We start from the raw sequence: 18,791 nt of genomic DNA on the forward strand, positions 1-18,791 counted from the left end.
TCATCCGTGGATTCTCCATCCATCCTGTTCATCAATCGCGTGTTTCCTCCGGACAAGGGGGCGACTGGACGTTGTGTGTCCGATCTGGCGGAGCGGATGGCGGCGATGGGGTGGCGGGTCACGGTGGTCGCGGACGGCTCAGGCCCCAGCGCCACGCCGCCTGGAGTCACCGTCTGCCGCACCGGTTGGGGGTGCTCATCCAAAGCGGGAGAGAATTCCGGCGACTTGCGGCTGACCGCCCGCGGCTATCTGGCCGCCGCGGTGCGGTTGATGCAACGGGCGTTGCACCTGCCGCGGCATGACGTCGTGGTGACGATGACCGACCCGCCGCTGCTGGCGTGCGCCGGGCCGCTGATCGCCGCGCGCCATGGTGCGGCGTCCATTCATTGGAGCCAGGATGTGTTTCCGGCATTGCTGCCGGTGCTCGGGATCCGCTTGCCGGGCCCGTTGATGCGGACGATCGAACGGGCCAACGTCCAGGCGCTTCGCCGGCAGGATGCGGTGGTCGCCATCGGGCGCTGCATGGCCGGGTGTTTGGCGGCGGCGGGTGTGCCGGCCGAACGGATCACCGTCCTGCCCAACTGGCCCGATCCGCGCATCCGGCCGGTGCCGCGGGCGGGGAATCCGTTCCGGCAGAAGCTTGGGTTGGGCGACCGCTTCACCGTGGCCTATTCGGGGAACATGGGGCTGGCCCATCCGATGGACGCCGTGCTGGACGCGGCGACGCTGCTGGCGCGCAGCGACCCCGCCATAGCGATTCTGTTGATCGGTGAAGGCCGCCGCCGGGCGACCGTTGCGGACGCGGTGGAGCGGCGTGGGCTGACGAACGTCCGGCTGTTGCCACTCCAACCGCCGGACCAACTGGCCGAAAGCCTGTCCGGCGCGGATCTGCATCTGGCGACGATGGACCCGCGGGCCGAGGGGCTTCTGGTGCCCAGCAAGGTGGCCGGCGCGCTGGCGGCCGGCCGGCCCTGCCTGTTCCTGGGGCCGGCGGGCAGCGACGCTGTCGCCATGCTGGAGGGCTGCGGGCAAAGGCTGGCGCCCGACGACGCGGTGGGACTGGCCGCCGCGGTCCGCCGCTACGCCGGCGATCCGGCCCTGTGCGCGGCGCAGGGGCGGCGAGCGCTGTCCGTCGCATCGGCCTGGGACGCCACCACGGCGGCGCGGCGCTTCGCGGCGCTGGCGGACGGGCTGCGCCAGACGAGGCTGCGCGGCATGTCCGTTCTGCCGGGGCGGAGCCTGCCCCATGCCTGATGGAGTGCCGCTGCGCCGCTCTCCGCTGGAGTTCGAAGCGGTGGAATCGGCTCTGCGGCTGCGCCGGTTCCTGCGGACGATGCGGGAGGGCTGGCCGATCCTGGTCATCGGGACGGCGCTGGGGGTGGTGGCCTCGATGACCGCCTTGCGGCTGGTGGTTCCGCAATACACCGCGGTGATGGTGATCGGGCCGACCGCCCGCGTCGGTGCGGCGGCCATGGGCGCGCGACTGCCCGTTCTGATCGGCCGGGAAGCCGCCGCATCTGCATCGGAGCCCGGTCCGGGGGACGAGATCCTCTCGGACTTCGCGCGCTACCTCCAGCTTTTCACCTCGATCGCGGTGGCGGAGCGGATGATGGCCGATCCACTGCTGCTGCGCGGCCTGTTTCCCGATCGCTGGGACGAGGAAGCGGGCGGCTGGCGCCCCGCGCCCGGTCCTGTGGCGTCCGCCAAGCGGCTGTTCCTCACGCTGGTCGGCCGGTCGGACTGGGTGGAGCCCGATGCCGAGCGGGTGGCAAGCGCGCTTCGGGACCGGCTGACCGTCGACATGGTGGGCAGCGGGCCGATGCGGCGGCTGCGGCTGCGCCACGCCGACCGTGCCATGGCCTTGCGGATCCTGTCCGCCGCCGCCCAGGCGACCGATGCCCATCTGCGGGCGGAGGCATCACGGCGCAGCGCCGCGCAGATCGCCCATGCCCGTGCCCGTCTGGCCGGAATCACCGTGGCCGAGCACCGCCGCGCCCTTGCCGACCTGCTGTCGGAGCAGGAGCGGATCGCCATGATGATTGAAGTCGACCTGCCGCTGGCGGCGGACGCCATCGAACCACCCGCCGCGGCGCAGCGCCCCGACTGGCCGAACCCGCTGACGATCGTTCCGCTGGCGGCGTTGGCCGGCTTGGTGGCGAGCGCGATCATTGTCAGCCTGCGGCGCCTGTGGCGGGCGGGCGGGGAGGCGGCTTCGTGATCCCGGTGTCGGTCGTGGTGATGACCCGCGACGAGGCGGTTAATCTCCCCCACTGCCTGCCCGCGCTGGAGCGTTTCGCCGAGCGCTTCGTGGTGGACAGCGGCAGCACCGACGGAACGCCGGACATCGCCGAGGCGGCGGGCGCGCGGGTGGTGCGCTTCCAGTGGGATGGCCGGTACCCGAAGAAGAAGCAATGGTGCCTGGACCGGCTGCCGTTCAGCCAGGATTGGGTTCTGTTTGTCGATGCGGACGAACGGCTCGGTGGTGCTCTGGTGGAGGAGATCGCCGCGTTGATGGCCGCGGGGCCTCGGCATGCCGGCTACTTCATCGACGGCCGTCCGGTGTTTCTCGGCCGGCGTCTGCGCTTCGGCGCGGGCAACCGGAAACTCGCCTTGTTCGACCGGCGACGGGCGCGCTTCCCGCTCGTGCCCGATCTTGATGTCGCCACCATGTGGGAGGTGGAAGGGCATTACCAGCCGGTGATCGCGGGCAGGGTCGGCCGGCTGCGCCACAGCCTTGACCATGCTGACGACAAGCCGGTCGCCGCTTGGTTCGAACGGCACGCCCGCTACGCCGACTGGGAAGCGGCGCTGCGTTCGGATGGACGGATGACGGAGTTGATTGCGCAGGAATCCGGGGTGCGGCGGTGGCTGAAGATATGCTTCAATCGGCTGCCGGCCCGCCCGCTTCTGATGTTTCTGTATGGGTATGTCTGGCGGCTGGGCTTTCTGGACGGTGGTCCCGGCTTCCAACACGCACTGGCGCGGGCCTTCTATTACTGGCAAATCGGCGTGAAGATCGCGGACGCGAGACGGCGGGCCGTATCACCCGCGTCCACAGATGTCTGAGGGTTTGGACTGGCTGTGCCGTGCCTTACACCGCCTCGTCCAATGCGCGCTCGCCGCCAAGAGCCTTCAGAAGGTCGAAGGTCCGCTTGCGCACCGAGGGGTCCTCAATGCGGTAGTAGGCACGCACCAGTTCCAGGGTCTCGCGGCGGGCCATCGACTCGAACTCTTCCGTTTCCGACGGCGGAACATCGGGAGACGGGGTGGCGATGTGCTCCGGCGACGGCATGTCTTCGAAGAAGTAGCTGACCGGGACGCCAAGGACCTGCGACAGGTTGAACAGGCGGCTGGCGCTGATGCGGTTTGACCCACGCTCGTACTTCTGGAGCTGCTGGAAGGTGATCCCCACCGCCTCGCCCAGCTTTTCCTGGCTGAGACCGAGCAGGGTCCGGCGCAACCGCAACCGGGCGCCGACATGGATGTCGATCGGGTTTGGTCCCTCGCCACGGCGTGACAGGGTGTGGGCGGGTGAAAGCTTGGATTTTGTGGCACTCATAATAAACCCTCAGTATGGAGGTGGATCGCGCCACCAGGGAAATTGGTTAGTTCAGAAAGTAAATTCTATGCAACTTTTCGTGCGCATCAATAGCTAGATGCGTAAAACCAACGCCAAAGCTTATGAAAGCAACGATCGTTCATTTGATGAGAAACGATATTTCGCGTAAAGCCATGGGATTGTCTGGCGCAGGGTAAGGGCAAGCCATTGTAATCCCCATAATGTTGCGTTGGCTGTGCGACCGAGCCCGAGCAGTTCGCGACGGATGGCCGCCTGTTCCCATCGACCGCGTGCCGGGTCCTGCTGCGACCGTCCGCCACTGGCAAAAATGCATACCGAAAGTGGCAACCGCTGCGCTGGAAGTCCCTGCTTGAGGATGGACAATGTGAACGCATAATCGGCGGCAAGCCCATGGCGCAGATCGAACCGGCAGCTGGACGACTCGGCCAGGCGGTAGACCATGGCCTGGTGGTGCGTGAACATGCCCAGCAGGGCGCGGCGGTGAGACCGTGCCCGCTTCACCACGAGACGCCCGCCGGGCAGCTCTTCCAACGCGTCCCCATAGAACAGACCGGCGTCCGGATGCTCGGCCAGGGTGGGAAGAAGCCGTTCCAGGACCCGGTCGTCGGCCAGCCGGTCGCCGGCGTTGAGGAACAGGACGTGGCTGCAGGGGGCATTGCAAGGTGGCGACCATTCGGCGATGGCATCCAGGGCGATGTTCATGGCGTCGTACAGGCCGCCGTCGGGCGACGAGCGCCACCAAGCCGCCTCGTCCGGATGGTCGGCCAGCCAGCGGGCCGTCCCGTCGCTGGAGCCTCCATCCGCCACGAACCAGTCGTAGGCCGCCATGGTCTGGGCGCGCAGGCTGGCGCGGGTGGCAAGCAAGCCGGGAAGGTCGTCGCGGACCACGGTGACCACGGCCAGCCGAACCGCTCCCGCCACGCCCGTCATTCGGAGATCACCGCGATGGCCGCCGCCGATATGGCGAGTTGGCCGAGGATCGTCCCCATGTTCTTGGAGAATTCCATGAGGTCGAACGGCTTCGGGTCGCGCGGCACCACGATGGACGAGCCGGGCGGGATCGCCGTGACCGTGTGGTTCCAGGAGGACAGGGACAGCGGCTGCGCCCGTCCGTCCGGCAGGACCAGGAAGATACGGGCGTCATCAGCGTTGCGGCTCGCCCCACCCGCGTCCCGCAGATAGGCTTCGGCGGTCTTGCCGCTGACGAACTGGGCGGCGGTCGGGTGCAAAACCTCTCCGGTCACGGTGACGGTCAGCGGTCGTTTCGGGATCAGGATGCGGTCGGCCGGCTCCAGCAGCACATCCAGTTCCGGTCGTTGCCGCAGCACTTGGGGATCCGCCTCGACGACGATGCGGCCCAGCGGTTCCACACCGCGCAGCTGGGTCGCAAGCTGCCGGGCCAGCCCGACCACGTCCGAGCGCGCGGCCTCGCCCTTCTCGACCTCCTGCACCATCCAGCGCTCCAGGTCGCGGGCCTGCTGGTCGAACCAGGCGCGCTCGCGCTTGCGCTCGCTGTCGCGCAGGAAGCTGGTGCCGGCGGGATAGGCTTCCTCCGTCAGGCCACCGGCCCGGTCAATCAATGAGGACAGCGTTTCGCCGCGCCCCACGTTGTAGCTGCCGGGGCGGCGCACCGCGCCGGAGATGGTGACCGCTCGCGCTTCCAGCGCCTGCGGTAACGGATTGATGCGCAGGCTGTCGCCCGGATGCAGCGCCGTCCGGGCGGACGCGCCGTCGCGGAGGTCCAGGCGACGGCGCTGGCCGGTGGTGGTGGTGACCTCCAGGCTCGCGAGATCGGCGGTCGCCGCGGGGCCGCCGGCCGTCGTCAGAAGAGCCTCGACGGCTGCGGTCTCCGCCACGGGATAGGTGCCGGGCAGGCGCACGGCGCCTCCCACCTGCACCCCGCGCTCCCGCACCAGAGCCGCGACGTCGCCGGGAAGGGGCGGTTCAGCGTCGACCTGCGTTCCTTCGGGTTTGCCGTCCACATCCGAGGGAGCGGTCAGCGCACGGACCTCGGCGATCGAGAACAGGCGCACCCGATCACCGTCGGCGAGCGCGCGGTTGGCATGACCGGAAGTCACCTCCCGTGGCGAGAAAGGAAGCAGGCGGCGGGCGAGGGTGCGGCGGTCGAAGCGCTCGATGACTCCCAGCAGAGGGTAGACGTCCCGCATCAGCGCATCGCCGCCGGTCAGGGCGTCGCGCAGCGTGGCGCCCCCCGCCAGGGAGCGGACGCCGGGACGGCGGGTGTGGCCGGTCAACTCATAGACGGGCTCGTCCGGCTCCAGGATGGCGCCCGGTGCCGCCGCGCGGCGTGGCGGTCCGCTCCCGGCGGAGGGCGTGTCGTAAGAGCCGGATTCCGGGCCACCCGCAGCAAGCGCCAGCTCCGCGGCGCTTCTCCGCCCGGCGGAGGGATAGAAGCCGGGGCGGGGCACCCCGCCCATCAGCAGCGTGGAATGCTCCAGCGCGAAGACGAGCAGGTCGGGAATGGCTTCGAACAGGGGTGGGCAGGGCGTGCGCCCGCCGGTCAGCCTCGCCGCCGCCCGTGCCTGGGGTCCGCTGGCGAGGGGGCCGTCCGGTTGCGCCGCCAGTGCGCGGGCCAGCACGACCAGACCGCGGCACGCGTCGGGGGCCGGCTCGCGCGCACCGCGCAGCAGCGCCAGCACCGGTTCGGCGGTCAGGAAATCCACCTCCTCCGCGCCCAGCACGTAGAGAACGTCGTTTTCGGCCAGGGGACGGCGGTCGCGGCCGTTGAGCACGGCCGTCAGGTCGACCGGCTGGAGAACGCGGGCGCGGTTCCCCGGGCTGGTCGAGGCGAGCACCGCGAAGGGGAGATAGGGTGCCGGCCCCAGATCCGCCGTCGAGACCAGGGCGGCGATGGTCGGGGTCCGCTCCAGCGCCCGCGGACCGGGGCGCAGGACATGGCCTTCCAGACGCAGGTCGCCGCGCCGGTCCTCGCGGCGGGGCGCCAGCAGCAGCAGGTCGCCGTCGCCCAACGGGGTCGCGTCCGTCTCGGGCAACTCCTCGGCCCGTTCCTCACCGTTCGGGGCGATGGCGTAGCGGAGCGCCCGATGCGCGCCGGGCCGCAGGAGACCGCCGGCCAACTCCCTCGCCGAGGCGACGGGCAGGCGATCCTGGCCGGGAGGAAGCTCGTAAACGCCTGGGCGTTTCAGTGGGCCGGCCAGCGCCACGGTGGGGCCGAGCGGCGGCACGAAAACGCGGTCGCCGTCGCGCAGGCGCAGACCGGCAGTCGTGCCGTCCCCGGCCATGAACAGGTCATACAGGTCGATGGGCAGCCCGGCGGATGAACCCCCGCCATCGGCCTGGGCGTGGAACAGACGGATGCGCCGCAGCGAGCCGGCGCGGGTGACGCCGCCCGCGGCGCTCAGCGCGTCGATCAGCGTTGCGAAGGCTCCCACCTCCTGCCGGCCCGGACGCGCCACGGCACCGGTCACCAGCACGCCGATCCGCCGGATTTCGGTCACCGAGACATACACTTCGGTGTCGGGAAAGGAGGCGGTCACGGCGTTGGTCAGGTGGGCGCGCAGTTCCGCCAGGGTCAGGCCCTGCGCCACGACGGGTCGGACGTCGTCGGCGGTGAGCAGCCCCCCCGCATCGATGACGTGGCGCTTGCTGGAGGATTTCTGACCGCGCAGGGTCACCAGAAGCTCGTCGCCCGGACCCAGCGTGTAGTCGGCCTGCACGCCGCCCGATCCGTCCCGCCGCGGCGGTTCGTCGCCGAACTGGTCGTAACCGAACTGGAGGAGGACCGAACCGGCCCGTTCGCTGTATGCGGACTCGATCGGCGACAGCGACACCGGGAGGGGAGCGGGCTTCGCTTGGGCCGGCGTGGCCGGGGTGCGGACGTGATGGGCCGAGGGGGAAGGTTCCGCAGCCGAAACGGCGAGCCCCCAGACGATCACGGCCAACGGCACCAAAAGGGCGAGAATTCTGCGCAAGGAGTCACACATGGATTGTGGTTGCGCCGTATCCCGGCTCCGTAAGGGTGCTCACATCCGGGCTCTATTAACACTATTGCGAGCATATTCGTGAAAAGGCAACGGCCAAGCTGCGTTGCCGTGCCGCCCAGCGGCGTGTAGACTGCCGGGCATTGCGTGGAGCGCGCAGGGGAGCCGCGAGCCCATGGTTGCCGGTGTATCGTCCAGTGGCGTTTACGGCGTGCCGCTCCTGCGGCCCGGCCAGCCGGCGCGCGACCGCAGCCAGGACGGCGTTCAGGACGGCGCTCAGAACACCGGTCAGACGGGCACGCTGACCGACGATCAGCAGCGGCAGGTCCAGGAACTCAAGCGCATCGACGCCAGCGTCCGCCAGCACGAGGCGGCACACCAGGCGGCCGGCGGCCCGCACGCGGGTGGTGCCTCCTTCACCTTCACCCGCGGCCCGGACGGCAAGAACTATGCGACCGCCGGCGAAGTCCAGGTGGATGTCGGTGCGGAGAGCGACCCCGAAGCCACCGTTCGCAAGATGGATACGGTCAAGGCGGCGGCCTTGGCGCCGTCCGACCCTTCGGCCCAGGATCTTCGCGTCGCCCAGCAGGCCGACGCCGCGAAGATGCAAGCGCAGCAGGAGTTGCGGCGGAATGGGGCAGGGCCGGGCGCGCGCAACGGCGGTCCGTCCGATGAGCAGAGCGGCGTGCCACCAAGCGAGACCGCCGCGCCGGCGCTGGCGGCGCGCGGTGCGGCGGCTTATGCGTCGGCGTATGGCATCGGCCAGCGGACCGGCACCGCCGGCGTCATCGTCTGACGCCGGCGGTGCCGGTCTCGGCCGGTCCGGGACTCAGCGGCGGACGGGGGACTCGCCGTCGAGGGTCAGCAGCGGGCCGTAAAGCTCCGGCCGGCGGTCGCGGAAGATGCCCCAGGACGCGCGCTGCGCGGCGATGCGGTCGAGGTCGAAGCTGGCGGTCAGGACCGTCTCGCTGTCGCGGTCGGCCTGAGCGACCAGTTCCCCGGTCGGCCCGGCAATGAAGGAGGACCCGTAGAAGGTGATTCCGCAGGTTTCTCCGTCTTCCCGGCCGATGCGGTTGGAGGCGACCAGCGGCATCAGGTTCGCCCCGGCATGGCCCTGCATGACCCGTGTCCAATGGGCCTGACTGTCCAGCGCCCCATCCTGGGGCTCGGACCCGATGGCGGTGGGATAGAACAGGATCTCAGCCCCTTTCAGCGCCATGGCGCGGGCTGATTCCGGGAACCACTGGTCCCAGCAGATCGCGCAGCCGATGGCGGCGTAGCGCGTCTTGTAGACCTGGAAGCCGGTGTCGCCGGGGTTGAAATAGTATTTTTCCTGATAGCCGGGACCGTCCGGGATGTGGGACTTGCGGTAGACGCCCAGCACTGTGCCGTCCGCGTCGATCATGGCCAGGGAGTTGTAATAGGCGTTCCGCGCCCGCTCGAAGAAACTGGTGGGGATGACCACGGAGAGTTCGCGGGCGAGCGCGCTCATCCGCGCGATCACCGGATGATCCTCGACCGGGTGGGCGAGGGCGAACAGCTCCTGCTTCTGGTCCTTGCAGAAATAGGGCGTCTCGAACAGTTCCTGGGGCAGGATGATTTGCGCGCCGCGCGCCGCCGCGTCGCGCACGAGGCGTTCGACGCCGTTCACATTGGCGTCGCGATCCCAGCCGCAGGCCATCTGGGTCGCCGCGACGGTGACGGTGCGTCCGGTGGTGGGGCGCATAAGCTGGTGCTCCTGTGCTCTGGCGTGTGCTGTGCCGTGTTAGTGGGCGGACGGCCGGGTGCGCAACCCAATCTCCGCCCTGTCACAAACGTTTCAGATTTGTCCAAGTTTCACCGCCGGGCCGATCCCAGCGCAGCCGTTTGGCGCGCGCAGAACTCGATAGTCATACGCATAAATACGAAAAGGTGGTCGAGGGATCGTTCACTGGTTACGCGACATATTATTGCATGCACTGGAAATTTAAATCCGCAATTGCTTTGCGATTTTTCCGAGAGAAGATATGATCGGGCAAGTTGATTTCGTCCGCTGCACCGCACCACGGCCTGACGGACGTCTGCCGAGAGATCGTCGTCATGGTTGGGCGTTTCAAGAGACAGGAACCCATGTTCGTCGAACCGCACAGGGAGGATGCCGTCGGGATTCCACAGTCCGGCGCGCCCCTGCCGCGGGCCGTGCGGGAGGCGCATCGCGCCATCACGCGCGCGCTGCAAATCCGAATCGTCGACCACGGCGTCAGCATGGGGCAGTGGTATTTTCTTCGTGCCCTGTGGGACGAGGATGGGCTGACCCAGCGCGAGTTGAGCCAGCGGGTCGGCATGATGGAACCCACCACCGTGACCGCGCTGAACAATCTGGAGCGCTGCGATCTCGTGCAGCGGGTGCGCAACCCTCATGACCGACGCAAGGTGAACATCTACCTGACGCCGAAAGGCAAGGCGCTGCGGGCCGACATCCTGCCCTGTGCCGAGGAGATCGAGGAGACCGCCACCCAGGGCATATCGTCGGACGAACTGGCGCTGACCGTCAGCGTGCTGCGCCGCGTCTCCGTCAACCTCGGCGGCCTGCCTCCCATCGGCGGGGACGATGATCTGGGGTGACGCAAGCGGCGGCGGCCCTTCGCCCCCGATCGGTCGTCGCGGTCAATCGTCCAGATCGGGCGGCGGGGGCAGGCTGGCGCCGGTCAGGTTGGCACCGGTGAAGCGCGCGTCGCGGATGTTCGCGTCGCTGAGGATGGCCCCGGTGAGGTCGGCGCTGGAAAAGTCGCAACCGGCGAGATTGGCGCCGCGCATGTTGGTGCGGATGCAGGAGGCACCGGTGAAGGTGCTGCCGGTCAGATTAGCCGCCCACAGGCGTCCGGTCGGCCGCCCGTCCGGACCCTTTATATCGACCCAGCCGATGCCCGCCCCATCGAAGCGGGCCCCGGAAAGATTGGCGCCGCGAAGCGTCGCCCCGTCGAGGATGGCGCCCGTGAAGTCGCTGCCGGTGAGGTCGGCGGCGGAGATGTCGCACATGATGAGCAGCGAGTCGCGCATCTTGGCGCCGACCAGCCGCACCCCGCGCAGATTGGCTCCGGACAGATTCACGCCGTGAAGGTCGATGTGCGACAGGTCCGCCCCGCTGAGGTCGGCGCGCGACCCCATGGCGCCGTTGGTGTTGATCCACGTGTAATGATTGTGCAGGGCTTCCTGGATCTGGATCGAGAAATTCTCGGCGGAGCGCGCCATGTTGGCGCCCGTGGTATCCGCCCCGGCAAGGTCCGCCCCCTCCATCTTGGCGCCCTGGAGGTCGGCGTTGCGCAGGTTGGCACCGGCCAGCACCGCGCCGTTCAGGTTGGCGTCGCGCAGGATGGCGCCCTGGAGATTGACGCCGGACAAGTTGCAGCCGCGCAGGTCGGCGCGGGCGAGGTTGCAGTTCTTCATGGTCGAGCGCATCAGCGTGGCCCCGGCCATCAGCGCGCCTTCGCAATCCGCGCCGTTCATCGATACGTCGGTCAGGTCGGCGCCGGACAGATTGGCGTTCGACATCATCGCGTCGTCCATGTCGCTGCCCGACAGGTCGGACCGCACGAAGTCGAGCCCCTTGCTGCCGTTCGCCCCATTCCCGCCATACAGCAGCGCGCCGCCGCGCAGGTCGGCCTCTTTCAGGATGGCGCGTTTCAGCTTGGCGCCGCGCATGTGGGCGCCGCGCAGGTCGGCCCGGTAGAAGTTGCAGCCGGTCAGGTCGGCCTTGGTCAGGTGGGCGGCGAACAGGTCGGCGTGGCTGAGATTGGCGTTGGACAGGTCGCAATGGGCCATGTTGGCCCCCGACAGCTTTCCCTGCGTCAGCTCCACCCCGGCGAGATTGGATCCTTCCAGGTTGGTCATGGTCAGGTTGGCGCGCGTGCCGCCCGACCGGTTCTTCAGCCAACGCTCGTGCTTTTCCAGCACGGCGACCAACTCATGTGGCGTCATGACCCCGTCCGATCATCGACCCTTCCCGGCACAGCGCAGGGTTCGGGGCGCGGTTAGTCCAGCGCGTTAGCAGTGTCATAAGATAATCTGGTTTATTTGTTAACATGCTGTTCCGCAGCCGTGCGCTAGATGATGCCGGACTGGCGCGGTACGGCATGAAACAGGGGAAGAGGGGCTCTGAATGACCGGCGGACACACGGTGGCGGCCTTCGACGCCGAACTGGCGCGGCTGCACCTGATCATCGTGACCATGGGGCGGCGGGTGGAGGAGCAATTCACCGCCGCGCTGGAAGCCATTGCGGAGCGGAACGCCGGAAAAGCCACCCGGGTGATCGAGGCGGACGCCGAGATCGACCGGTTGGAACTTGAACTGGAAGCGTTGAGCGTCCGGTTGCTGGCGCTGCGTCAGCCGATGGCCAAGGATCTGCGCGACATCGTGTCGGCGCTCAAGATCGCCTCGAATCTGGAGCGCATGGGCGATTTCGCAAGCTCGGTCGCCAAACGCGCGGTCACTTTGGCGGATCTGCCGGTGGAGCCGCCCGTCGCGTCTCTGGCCTGGATGGGCGAGACGGTGCTCGGCATGATCCGTGACGTCGTGGCGGCCTATGATGAACAGGATGCCGAACGGGCGATGGCCGTCCGCAACCGGGATGGACAGGTCGATGCGGCATACACCAGCCTGTTCCGGGAATTCCTGACCTACATGATGGAGGCGCCGGCGCAGATCACCGGCTGCACCCATTTGCTGTTCGTGGCCAAATCCATCGAGCGGGCCGGGGACCACGCAACGAACGTGGCCGAAAACATCTGCTACAGCGTTCAGGGACGCCTGCCGTCCGAGGAACGGACCAAGGGCGATTTCAGCAGCTTCGCGGTGGTTGAAAAGGACTAAGGGCGCGCGAGGCGCGCCCATCATATTGTCGTTGTCGGCGGTGCAGGGTGTCGGTCGCGGCTTTGGCGCTTCAATGCTTGGGGCGCCAACTGCCGCCGTCTGGTTCGTAAAGCCGCCGGACTGCGGCCCAGGCGACCTTGTGGGCCAGCCGTTCGCGTTGCAAGGCCTGACGCGCCTCAGGTGACCGGCAGCCTTGCCAAGTGTGATTGAAGGCGGAGCGATAAATGTCCTGTGCAGGGGGCGGCAGGCACCGCTTCACCGATTCGGGCAGTTCGGTGTTTCTGCGGAAAGTCATCGGGCGTTCCTCCGGCTTATGATTGCCTTGTTGCCGCCAGTATAGCCGCCATTCCACTTGAGTCCGTAGGGCTTTTTCCGCGGCGTTGGAGGTAGGCTTGGTGGCAGGCGGTGCCGGCGTCCGTTCTAGGCCGAAGGTATGAGGTCATAAAAAAGCCCTTCCCCATCATGTGGGAAAGGGCTTTTTGACAACCCAGGCAGCGTTGCGACGACCCGTTCTGATGGCCTGCCTTACGGCGTGCGGCGTGCGGTGCGGTGCGCCGGGATCGGGATGGGCCGGATCGCCTGTTCTTCACGGCGGCTGGCGGACATATCGATCTCGATGCGGGCCAGGGCCTTGCGCAGCTCGTGCACCGCTTCCGACAGCGTCTGGATCGACGCTTCGCCGGGCTGCTGGCGCCAGCCGCGGTAAGCATTCAGGCAACCGCGCGCGGTGTCGCGCAGCCGGGCCTCGACGGCATCGACCGGCGGAGGGTTGCTGCCGGCCGGGCGATTTCCATCCGCCGCCGCGGGTTGGGGTGCGGCTTGGGAGGGGGCCGCCGCAGGCTGGACAGGGGCCGGCTGGGGGGCCGGCTGTGCTTCCGGACGGTTGAGGCGCAGCGTCTCGGTCTGGGCCGGAGCGGATGCCGGCACCGGCACCGGTTGGGCCGCTGCCACCGGAGTGGCGGCCGGGGCTGCGGTCTGTGGAGCTTGCGCCGGGGCAGGGGCAGGGGCAGAGGCCGCGGAGCGGCGCGCCGGCTTGGCCGGTGCCGGAGCTTCTGGGGTGGCGACCGGAGCGGCAACCGGGGCCGGCGGCGGCTCCTCGGCCATGGCATCGCCGGCCGGCGCTTCCGCGGCATCGACGGCGCTCTCTTCGACCGCCGCATCCTTCTCGCCGGCCGCTTCAGCCTTGCGGATGATGTAGGAAATGGCGCTTGGCGTGCATTCGAATTCACGCGCGATCGCCGACAGGGTAGCGCCGGAACGGTAACGCTCAAGAATCTGCGGCCACGCCGACTGGGGGATTCGTCCGCGCTTCTTCGGAGCCTCCGGTTCGGACCCGGTTTCTGCGTTCATTATGTCGCTCGGTTGCCAAAGTGAATTTTGAGTCATGCGTACGCTGCTTGGGCCGTATCGCGCGCCTTCTGACGCAGCGGCACGCGGGCGCGTGCACGAGCCTCACGTCAGGAGCCGTTTTTGCGTGCGATGTTGTCGGTACGGATGAATATCGGGAACTTGCTGGGAAAATGCCAGAAGAACTTTGCGCCACATGGAAAAATTGCGCTTAGGCGGCTTGCCCGAGCCTTCGACCGAAGGCGGGATTGCCTTGTGGCACTGCCTGCGCGAACCGCATAGGAACATCCGCGGGGGGTGATTTTAAAAACTGTATTTCACGAATCGGTCGTGCGGACACGGTTGCAAAGCGGTTTGAAAATCCACGGCGGTCCGGAATGCGTTGCGGAGCGTTCTGTTGACATGAAGCGCCCCTTGCATGGCGTGCGCTGTCCGATAGGCGGAGTTTCTTCATGCCGCATTCCATTGATCGATTCCGGCCCCGGTCCGGCCCCGTCCGGCGCCCAGCCGCATTGAAGAGCGGATTGGCGACCGGATCTGCATCGCGGTCGGCGGCGTTTGCCGCGTCCGCGGGTCTTGTCGCCGCCATCCTGACTTTTTCAGCACCGGCCTTCGCGCAGGAGGCGGGGGCAGCCTCCGCTCCGGCTCCGGCCGCCCAGCCGCTGGCGTCCGTCCTGCCGCCCAATGCGCCGCCGACCTTCGCCGATCTCGCGGAGAAGCAGCTGGACGCGGTGGTCTTCATATCCACCACGCAGGCGCCTCCCCAGGACGGTCCGCAGGCGGGACCGCGTGGACCGGAGATGCCCAGCTTTCCCCCGGGGTCGCCCTTCGAGGAATTCTTCCGCGAGTTTCGCGACCGCCAGCGCGGCCAGCCGCAACCGCAGCAGCAGGCGCCGCGCCCGACCGCGGCGCTGGGCTCCGGCTTCATCATCGACCCGGCGGGGTTCGTCGTCACCAACAGCCATGTGGTGTCCGAAGCGGCGGAGATTTCGGTCACCATGCACGACGGCACGAAACTGCCTGCGAAGCTGGTTGGTGTGGACGGGCCGACCGACCTTGCCGTCCTGAAGGTGGACAGCAAAAGGCCGCTGGTCGCCGCCCCCTGGGGCGACAGCGAGGCGCTTCGGGTCGGCGACTGGGTGGTCGCCATCGGCAACCCCTTCGGCCTCGGAGGGTCGGTGACGGCGGGAATTCTCTCCGCACGGCAGCGCGACATTCAGCAGGGACCCTACGACGACTATCTGCAGACCGACGCCTCGATCAACCGTGGCAATTCCGGCGGGCCGCTCTACAACCTCAACGGCGAGGTGATCGGCATCAACACGGCGATCTATTCGCCGACCGGCGGGTCGGTGGGCATCGGCTTCGCCATCCCGTCCTCCATCGCGCGCCCGGTTGTCGAGCAACTGCGCGACCATGGGCAGGTGCGCCGCGGCTGGCTGGGCGTTCAGGTGCAGAGCGTGACCCCGGACATCGCCGAGAGCCTGGGCATGCAGGAGCCGGCGGGTGCCCTGGTGACCAGCGTGTCGCCGGAAGGCCCGGCGGGGAAGGGCGGCGTCCGGCAGGGCGACGTCATCACCCGCTTCAACGGCGAGTCCATCAAGCAGATGCGCGAGCTGCCGCGTGTCGTCGCGACGACGAAGATCGGGTCCGCCGTGCCGCTGGAACTGGTGCGCGAAGGCAAGGCCGAAACACTGACCGTGACGGTGGGCGAACTTGAGCCGCAGGAACAGGTCGCTTTGTCCGGGTCGAGCCGGGCGCCGCGTCCGGAGACGACGGTCGACACCAAGCAGGTCCTCGGCCTGACCCTGTCGCAACTGACCCCCGGCCTGCGCGACAGCTTTTCCCTTCCCCCCGATGTCGAGGGCGTGGTGGTGACCGAGGTCGGCGACGCCAGCGCCGCCAGCGAGCGCGGGATCGAGGCCGGAGACGTCATCGTTGAGGCCGGGCAGGAGCCGGTCAAGACGCCGGAGGATCTGAACCGTCTCGTCGACGACGCGCGCAATCAGGGGCGCAAGACCGTGCTGATGCTGCTCAGCCGCGATGGCGACCTGCGCTACGTGCCGATGCCCATCGAAGACCGCAAGGGCTGAGGGCGGCCAGAGGCTTTCCCCGGGGCTGTCCCAACCTTTTCCTCTACCGTTTGCCGAGCGGCGGGAGTAATTTGCCCGCCACTTGGCGAATGGGATTAATCCAGTGAGTGTAGATTCCGAGGGCCGTCCGCCCGTGCGGCTGTCGGTCGTGGTTCCGGTCTTCAACGAGGCCGAAAACGTCCTTCCCCTCCTTGAGGAAATCGAGCGTGCGCTGTCGCCCGCCGACGTGCTGGGCCGCGGCTTCGAGGTGATCTATGTGGACGATGGGTCCAGCGACGACACGCTGACGCGCCTTGCGCCGGTCGTCGCCGCGGGCCGTCTGCGGCTGGTCCGCCACGTCCGCCGTTCCGGGCAGAGCGCGGCCGTGCGCTCCGGGGTGAAGGCGGCGCGCGGGGAGTGGATCGCCACCCTGGACGGCGACGGCCAGAACGATCCCGCCGACATTCCCGCCCTGTTCGCGCTGGCCGCCAAGGGCGGCCCGGACGCGCCGGTGCTGGTCGGCGGCCTGCGCAAGAAGCGGCAGGACACGCTGTCCAAGCGGCTGGCCTCGCGCTTTGCGAACGCGGTGCGGCAGTCCTTCCTCCAGGACGGCTGCACCGACAGCGGCTGCGGTCTGAAGCTGTTCCGCCGCGACGCCTTCCTCGATCTGCCCTTCTTCGGGGCGATGCACCGCTTCCTGCCCGCCCTGTTCCGGTCGCACGGCCATCCGGTGGCCTATGTGCCGGTCAATCACCGCCCACGGGAACGCGGCGTGTCCAAGTACAACAACTGGCGCCGCGGGCTGATCGGCGTGGTTGATCTGCTGGGCGTCTACTGGCTGAAGCGGCGCACCGCGCTGTCGCCCGCGGTCGAAGACCGCTGACCCCTTCTCCATCCGGACCGGTCTCCGCCCGATGCTCGAACGCGCCATCGCCTGGTACCAGAGCCAAAGCACCGCCGACCTGATCTGGGTCGGCGTCGGCTTTTTCGCGCAGGCGCTCTTCATGATGCGTTTCGTCGTGCAATGGATCGCCAGCGAGCGCGCCCGGCGCAGCATCGTGCCGGACCTCTTCTGGTATTTCTCGATCGGCGGCGGGGTGCTTTTGTTGGCCTATTCGATCCAGCGGGGTGATCCGGTGTTCATGTTCGGGCAGGGGCTGGGCCTCATCATCTATTTCCGGAACCTCTATTTCGTCTTGAACAACCGCCGGAACGGCGGGTCGGACGGCAATACGGCGGGCACGCCGTGAGCGCGGTGCCGAACGCTTCGGCCAGCCGCCTGCCGGTCCTGGCCTATCTGGCGCTGGCGGTGATCAGCGTCCTGCTGTTCCTGCCGGGCTTCTTCGACCTGCCGCCCTTCGACCGCGACGAGGCGCGCTTCGCCCAGGCGTCCCATCAGATGCTGGACAGCGGCGACTATGTCGACATCCGCTTCCAGGACGAAGCGCGCCACAAGAAGCCGGTGGGCATCTACTGGCTGCAGACGGCGGCGACCCGGCTGCTCGACGGCCCAAGCGGGATGCCGAAGGAGATCTGGACCTTCCGCATCCCGTCGCTGATCGGCGCGGTGCTGGCGGTGCTGGCGACGGCCTGGACCGGGGCGCGGATGTTCGGCGGGACGGTCGGCTTCCTCGCCGGTCTGATGATGGCCTCCTGCGTCGTGCTGGGCGTCGAGGCCCGCATGGCGAAGACCGACGCGGTGCTGCTTTCCACCATCGTGATCGGGCAGGCGGCGCTCGCCAGCCTCTATCTGAACCGCCATGCGGAGCGGTCCGGCTGGGCGGCGCCGCTCGCTTTCTGGATCGCCGCGGGCGCCGGCATCCTCATCAAGGGGCCCATCGTCCTTCTGGTGTCCGGCACCACGGCGCTGGTGCTGGCGGTGCTGGACCGCCGGGCCGGCTGGCTGAAGCGGCTGCGCCCGCTGGTCGGCCTCGCCATCGTGGTCGCCATCGCAGCACCCTGGCTGATCGCCATCACGGTCAAGACCAAGGGCGCCTTCTTCGCCGAATCGGTCGGCCACGACATGATGGGCAAGGTGGTGAGCGGGCAGGAGGCGAAGGGCCTGCCGCCCGGCTATTACCTCGGCACCTTCTGGGTGACCTTCGCGCCCTGGTCCTTCCTGGCGTTGCTGGCCGTTCCCTGGGCGTGGCGCCACCGCAAGGGCGCCGGGCCGGTGGCGGACGCCGTGCGCTTCTGCATCGCCTGGATCATTCCGAGCTGGCTGGTCTTCGAGGCGGTACCGACCAAGCTGCTGCACTACACGCTGCCGGTCTTCCCGGCCATCGCCATCCTCACCGCCGCCGCAGCGCGCGAGCATTTCCTGCGCCGCGCCGAGGCGCCGCGGTGGGGGCTGTTCTCGGTCGCCACCGCTCTCGGGGCCGTCGGCTTCGGCGCCCTGACGGTTGCGGTCGCGGTGATTCCCTATCTGGTCGATGGGCGCGTGGACCCGGTCGCCGTGGCCATGCTGCCGGTGGTGCTGGTGCTGTACGCGCTGGCCGTACGCCTGTTCGCCCAGCAGCGGGAGAGGCACGGTTTCGCGGCGGGGCTGGCGGCGGCGGCGGTGCTGTACGCGGGCACCTACGGCGCGGTCCTGCCGGGCATCGACGGCGTGTGGATCAGCCGGCAGGCCGCGCGGACGGTCGCGGCGGCACGGCCCTGCGCCGACAGCGTGGTCGCTTCCGCCGGCTACTCGGAGCCGAGCCTCGTCTTCCTGCTGGGGACCGATACGCGCCTGACCCATGGGGCCGAAGCCGCCGCCCATCTGGCCCGGAATCCGTCCTGCGGGCTGGCCCTGGTGACGGACCGGGAGGAGGCGGCGTTCCGCGCGGCGCTGAAGGGGGCGGAACCGCTGCCGCTCGGCCGCTTTACCGGCTTCAACTACAACACCGGCAAGCGGCTGACCCTGACGCTCTACGGCGCGGCACGACCTTGAACGAACCGGAATGGGGTGTTCACCAGATGGGGGTTGCGGGCTGAGTAAC

Annotated in this window: 17 protein-coding genes; 10 read left to right on the forward strand and 7 right to left on the reverse strand. The window is 68.5% G+C overall.

The annotated features are described in order from the left end of the window. Nucleotides 1-6: 6 nt before the first annotated feature. Genes ACFPMG_RS33840 through ACFPMG_RS33850 form a run of 3 tightly spaced genes read left to right on the forward strand, consistent with a single transcriptional unit; the run spans nt 7 to nt 3,066 of the window. The gene (locus ACFPMG_RS33840) at nt 7-1,254 is read left to right on the forward strand and encodes a glycosyltransferase family 4 protein (RefSeq protein ID WP_377000374.1); all 1,248 of its coding nucleotides are present in this window, start codon (nt 7-9) and stop codon (nt 1,252-1,254) included. Next, nucleotides 1,247-2,218, forward strand: a complete 972-nt coding sequence (locus ACFPMG_RS33845; protein WP_377000376.1) for a GumC domain-containing protein — start codon at nt 1,247-1,249, stop codon at nt 2,216-2,218. Before ACFPMG_RS33840 ends, ACFPMG_RS33845 begins: the two co-directional genes overlap by 8 nt. After that, nucleotides 2,215-3,066, forward strand: coding sequence for a glycosyltransferase family 2 protein (locus tag ACFPMG_RS33850; RefSeq protein WP_377000378.1), 852 nt, complete (start codon nt 2,215-2,217; stop codon nt 3,064-3,066). The genes ACFPMG_RS33845 and ACFPMG_RS33850 overlap by 4 nt, the downstream gene beginning before the upstream one ends. Before the next feature lie 25 nt (nt 3,067-3,091). Here the strand turns inward: ACFPMG_RS33850 and ACFPMG_RS33855 are convergent, their stop codons facing one another. The 3 genes from ACFPMG_RS33855 to ACFPMG_RS33865 all read right to left on the reverse strand — a co-directional run bounded on the left by ACFPMG_RS33855 (nt 3,092) and on the right by ACFPMG_RS33865 (nt 7,533). Further along, nucleotides 3,092-3,559 (reverse strand): helix-turn-helix domain-containing protein, encoded by a 468-nt coding sequence (locus ACFPMG_RS33855; protein WP_188262169.1) that lies wholly within the window; start codon nt 3,557-3,559, stop codon nt 3,092-3,094. A gap of 120 nt (nt 3,560-3,679) precedes the next feature. Further along, nucleotides 3,680-4,510 (reverse strand): glycosyltransferase family protein, encoded by an 831-nt coding sequence (locus ACFPMG_RS33860; protein WP_377000380.1) that lies wholly within the window; start codon nt 4,508-4,510, stop codon nt 3,680-3,682. Further along, nucleotides 4,507-7,533, reverse strand: coding sequence for an SLBB domain-containing protein (locus ACFPMG_RS33865; protein ID WP_377000382.1), 3,027 nt, complete (start codon nt 7,531-7,533; stop codon nt 4,507-4,509). Before ACFPMG_RS33865 ends, ACFPMG_RS33860 begins: the two co-directional genes overlap by 4 nt. A 184-nt stretch (nt 7,534-7,717) precedes the next feature. Here ACFPMG_RS33865 and ACFPMG_RS33870 point away from each other — a divergent pair, with 184 nt between their 5' ends. After that, a complete protein-coding gene (locus ACFPMG_RS33870; RefSeq protein WP_377000384.1) occupies nt 7,718-8,338 on the forward strand; it encodes a putative metalloprotease CJM1_0395 family protein in 621 nt (206 codons plus the stop codon). Nucleotides 8,339-8,371: 33 nt separating this feature from the next. On the opposite strand, the gene aguB is transcribed toward ACFPMG_RS33870, so the two are convergent. Next, complete coding sequence (gene aguB, locus ACFPMG_RS33875) at nt 8,372-9,268, reverse strand: N-carbamoylputrescine amidase (RefSeq protein ID WP_377000386.1); 897 nt, start codon at nt 9,266-9,268, stop codon at nt 8,372-8,374. 383 nt (nt 9,269-9,651) lie between these two features. On the opposite strand from aguB, the gene ACFPMG_RS33880 reads away from it, so the two are divergent. Then, the gene (locus ACFPMG_RS33880; protein ID WP_377000388.1) at nt 9,652-10,146 is read left to right on the forward strand and encodes a MarR family winged helix-turn-helix transcriptional regulator; all 495 of its coding nucleotides are present in this window, start codon (nt 9,652-9,654) and stop codon (nt 10,144-10,146) included. Between the two features lie 42 nt (nt 10,147-10,188). Here the strand turns inward: ACFPMG_RS33880 and ACFPMG_RS33885 are convergent, their stop codons facing one another. Continuing rightward, entirely contained in the window at nt 10,189-11,499 is a 1,311-nt protein-coding gene (locus ACFPMG_RS33885) for a pentapeptide repeat-containing protein (protein WP_377000390.1), read from the reverse strand. Between the two features lie 181 nt (nt 11,500-11,680). On the opposite strand from ACFPMG_RS33885, the gene phoU reads away from it, so the two are divergent. Continuing rightward, the gene (gene phoU, locus ACFPMG_RS33890) at nt 11,681-12,391 is read left to right on the forward strand and encodes a phosphate signaling complex protein PhoU (RefSeq protein ID WP_377000392.1); all 711 of its coding nucleotides are present in this window, start codon (nt 11,681-11,683) and stop codon (nt 12,389-12,391) included. 70 nt (nt 12,392-12,461) lie between these two features. Here phoU and ACFPMG_RS33895 read toward each other — a convergent pair whose 3' ends face one another. Both ACFPMG_RS33895 and ACFPMG_RS33900 read right to left on the reverse strand, forming a co-directional pair. After that, nucleotides 12,462-12,686 (reverse strand): ChaB family protein, encoded by a 225-nt coding sequence (locus tag ACFPMG_RS33895; RefSeq protein WP_377000394.1) that lies wholly within the window; start codon nt 12,684-12,686, stop codon nt 12,462-12,464. Nucleotides 12,687-12,916: 230 nt separating this feature from the next. Then, the gene (locus tag ACFPMG_RS33900) at nt 12,917-13,741 is read right to left on the reverse strand and encodes a helix-turn-helix domain-containing protein (RefSeq protein WP_377000396.1); all 825 of its coding nucleotides are present in this window, start codon (nt 13,739-13,741) and stop codon (nt 12,917-12,919) included. A 449-nt stretch (nt 13,742-14,190) separates the two neighbouring features. On the opposite strand from ACFPMG_RS33900, the gene ACFPMG_RS33905 reads away from it, so the two are divergent. The 4 genes from ACFPMG_RS33905 to ACFPMG_RS33920 all read left to right on the forward strand — a co-directional run bounded on the left by ACFPMG_RS33905 (nt 14,191) and on the right by ACFPMG_RS33920 (nt 18,742). After that, nucleotides 14,191-15,831, forward strand: coding sequence for a Do family serine endopeptidase (locus ACFPMG_RS33905; protein ID WP_377000398.1), 1,641 nt, complete (start codon nt 14,191-14,193; stop codon nt 15,829-15,831). A gap of 103 nt (nt 15,832-15,934) precedes the next feature. Continuing rightward, nucleotides 15,935-16,693, forward strand: a complete 759-nt coding sequence (locus tag ACFPMG_RS33910) for a glycosyltransferase family 2 protein (RefSeq protein WP_377000400.1) — start codon at nt 15,935-15,937, stop codon at nt 16,691-16,693. Nucleotides 16,694-16,724: 31 nt separating this feature from the next. Continuing rightward, nucleotides 16,725-17,060, forward strand: coding sequence for a lipid-A-disaccharide synthase N-terminal domain-containing protein (locus ACFPMG_RS33915; RefSeq protein ID WP_149165784.1), 336 nt, complete (start codon nt 16,725-16,727; stop codon nt 17,058-17,060). Further along, nucleotides 17,057-18,742, forward strand: a complete 1,686-nt coding sequence (locus ACFPMG_RS33920; RefSeq protein ID WP_377000403.1) for an ArnT family glycosyltransferase — start codon at nt 17,057-17,059, stop codon at nt 18,740-18,742. Before ACFPMG_RS33915 ends, ACFPMG_RS33920 begins: the two co-directional genes overlap by 4 nt. The last annotated feature ends 49 nt before the right edge of the window (nt 18,743-18,791 follow it).

This window comes from Azospirillum himalayense (assembly GCF_042657465.1).
Taxonomy (GTDB): Bacteria; Pseudomonadota; Alphaproteobacteria; order Azospirillales; family Azospirillaceae; genus Azospirillum; species Azospirillum himalayense.

Excerpts from the sequence above, each read along its gene's own strand:
- ACFPMG_RS33845 (WP_377000376.1), top strand. The coding sequence starts at position 1,247 with ATGCCTGATGGAGTGCCGCTGCGCCGCTCTCCGCTGGAGTTCGAAGCG.
- ACFPMG_RS33855 (WP_188262169.1), bottom strand. The coding sequence starts at position 3,559 with ATGAGTGCCACAAAATCCAAGCTTTCACCCGCCCACACCCTGTCACGC.
- ACFPMG_RS33860 (WP_377000380.1), bottom strand. The coding sequence starts at position 4,510 with ATGACGGGCGTGGCGGGAGCGGTTCGGCTGGCCGTGGTCACCGTGGTC.
- ACFPMG_RS33870 (WP_377000384.1), top strand. The coding sequence starts at position 7,718 with ATGGTTGCCGGTGTATCGTCCAGTGGCGTTTACGGCGTGCCGCTCCTG.
- aguB (WP_377000386.1), bottom strand. The coding sequence starts at position 9,268 with ATGCGCCCCACCACCGGACGCACCGTCACCGTCGCGGCGACCCAGATG.
- ACFPMG_RS33880 (WP_377000388.1), top strand. The coding sequence starts at position 9,652 with ATGTTCGTCGAACCGCACAGGGAGGATGCCGTCGGGATTCCACAGTCC.
- ACFPMG_RS33885 (WP_377000390.1), bottom strand. The coding sequence starts at position 11,499 with ATGACGCCACATGAGTTGGTCGCCGTGCTGGAAAAGCACGAGCGTTGG.
- phoU (WP_377000392.1), top strand. The coding sequence starts at position 11,681 with ATGACCGGCGGACACACGGTGGCGGCCTTCGACGCCGAACTGGCGCGG.
- ACFPMG_RS33895 (WP_377000394.1), bottom strand. The coding sequence starts at position 12,686 with ATGACTTTCCGCAGAAACACCGAACTGCCCGAATCGGTGAAGCGGTGC.
- ACFPMG_RS33900 (WP_377000396.1), bottom strand. The coding sequence starts at position 13,741 with ATGAACGCAGAAACCGGGTCCGAACCGGAGGCTCCGAAGAAGCGCGGA.
- ACFPMG_RS33905 (WP_377000398.1), top strand. The coding sequence starts at position 14,191 with ATGCCGCATTCCATTGATCGATTCCGGCCCCGGTCCGGCCCCGTCCGG.
- ACFPMG_RS33915 (WP_149165784.1), top strand. The coding sequence starts at position 16,725 with ATGCTCGAACGCGCCATCGCCTGGTACCAGAGCCAAAGCACCGCCGAC.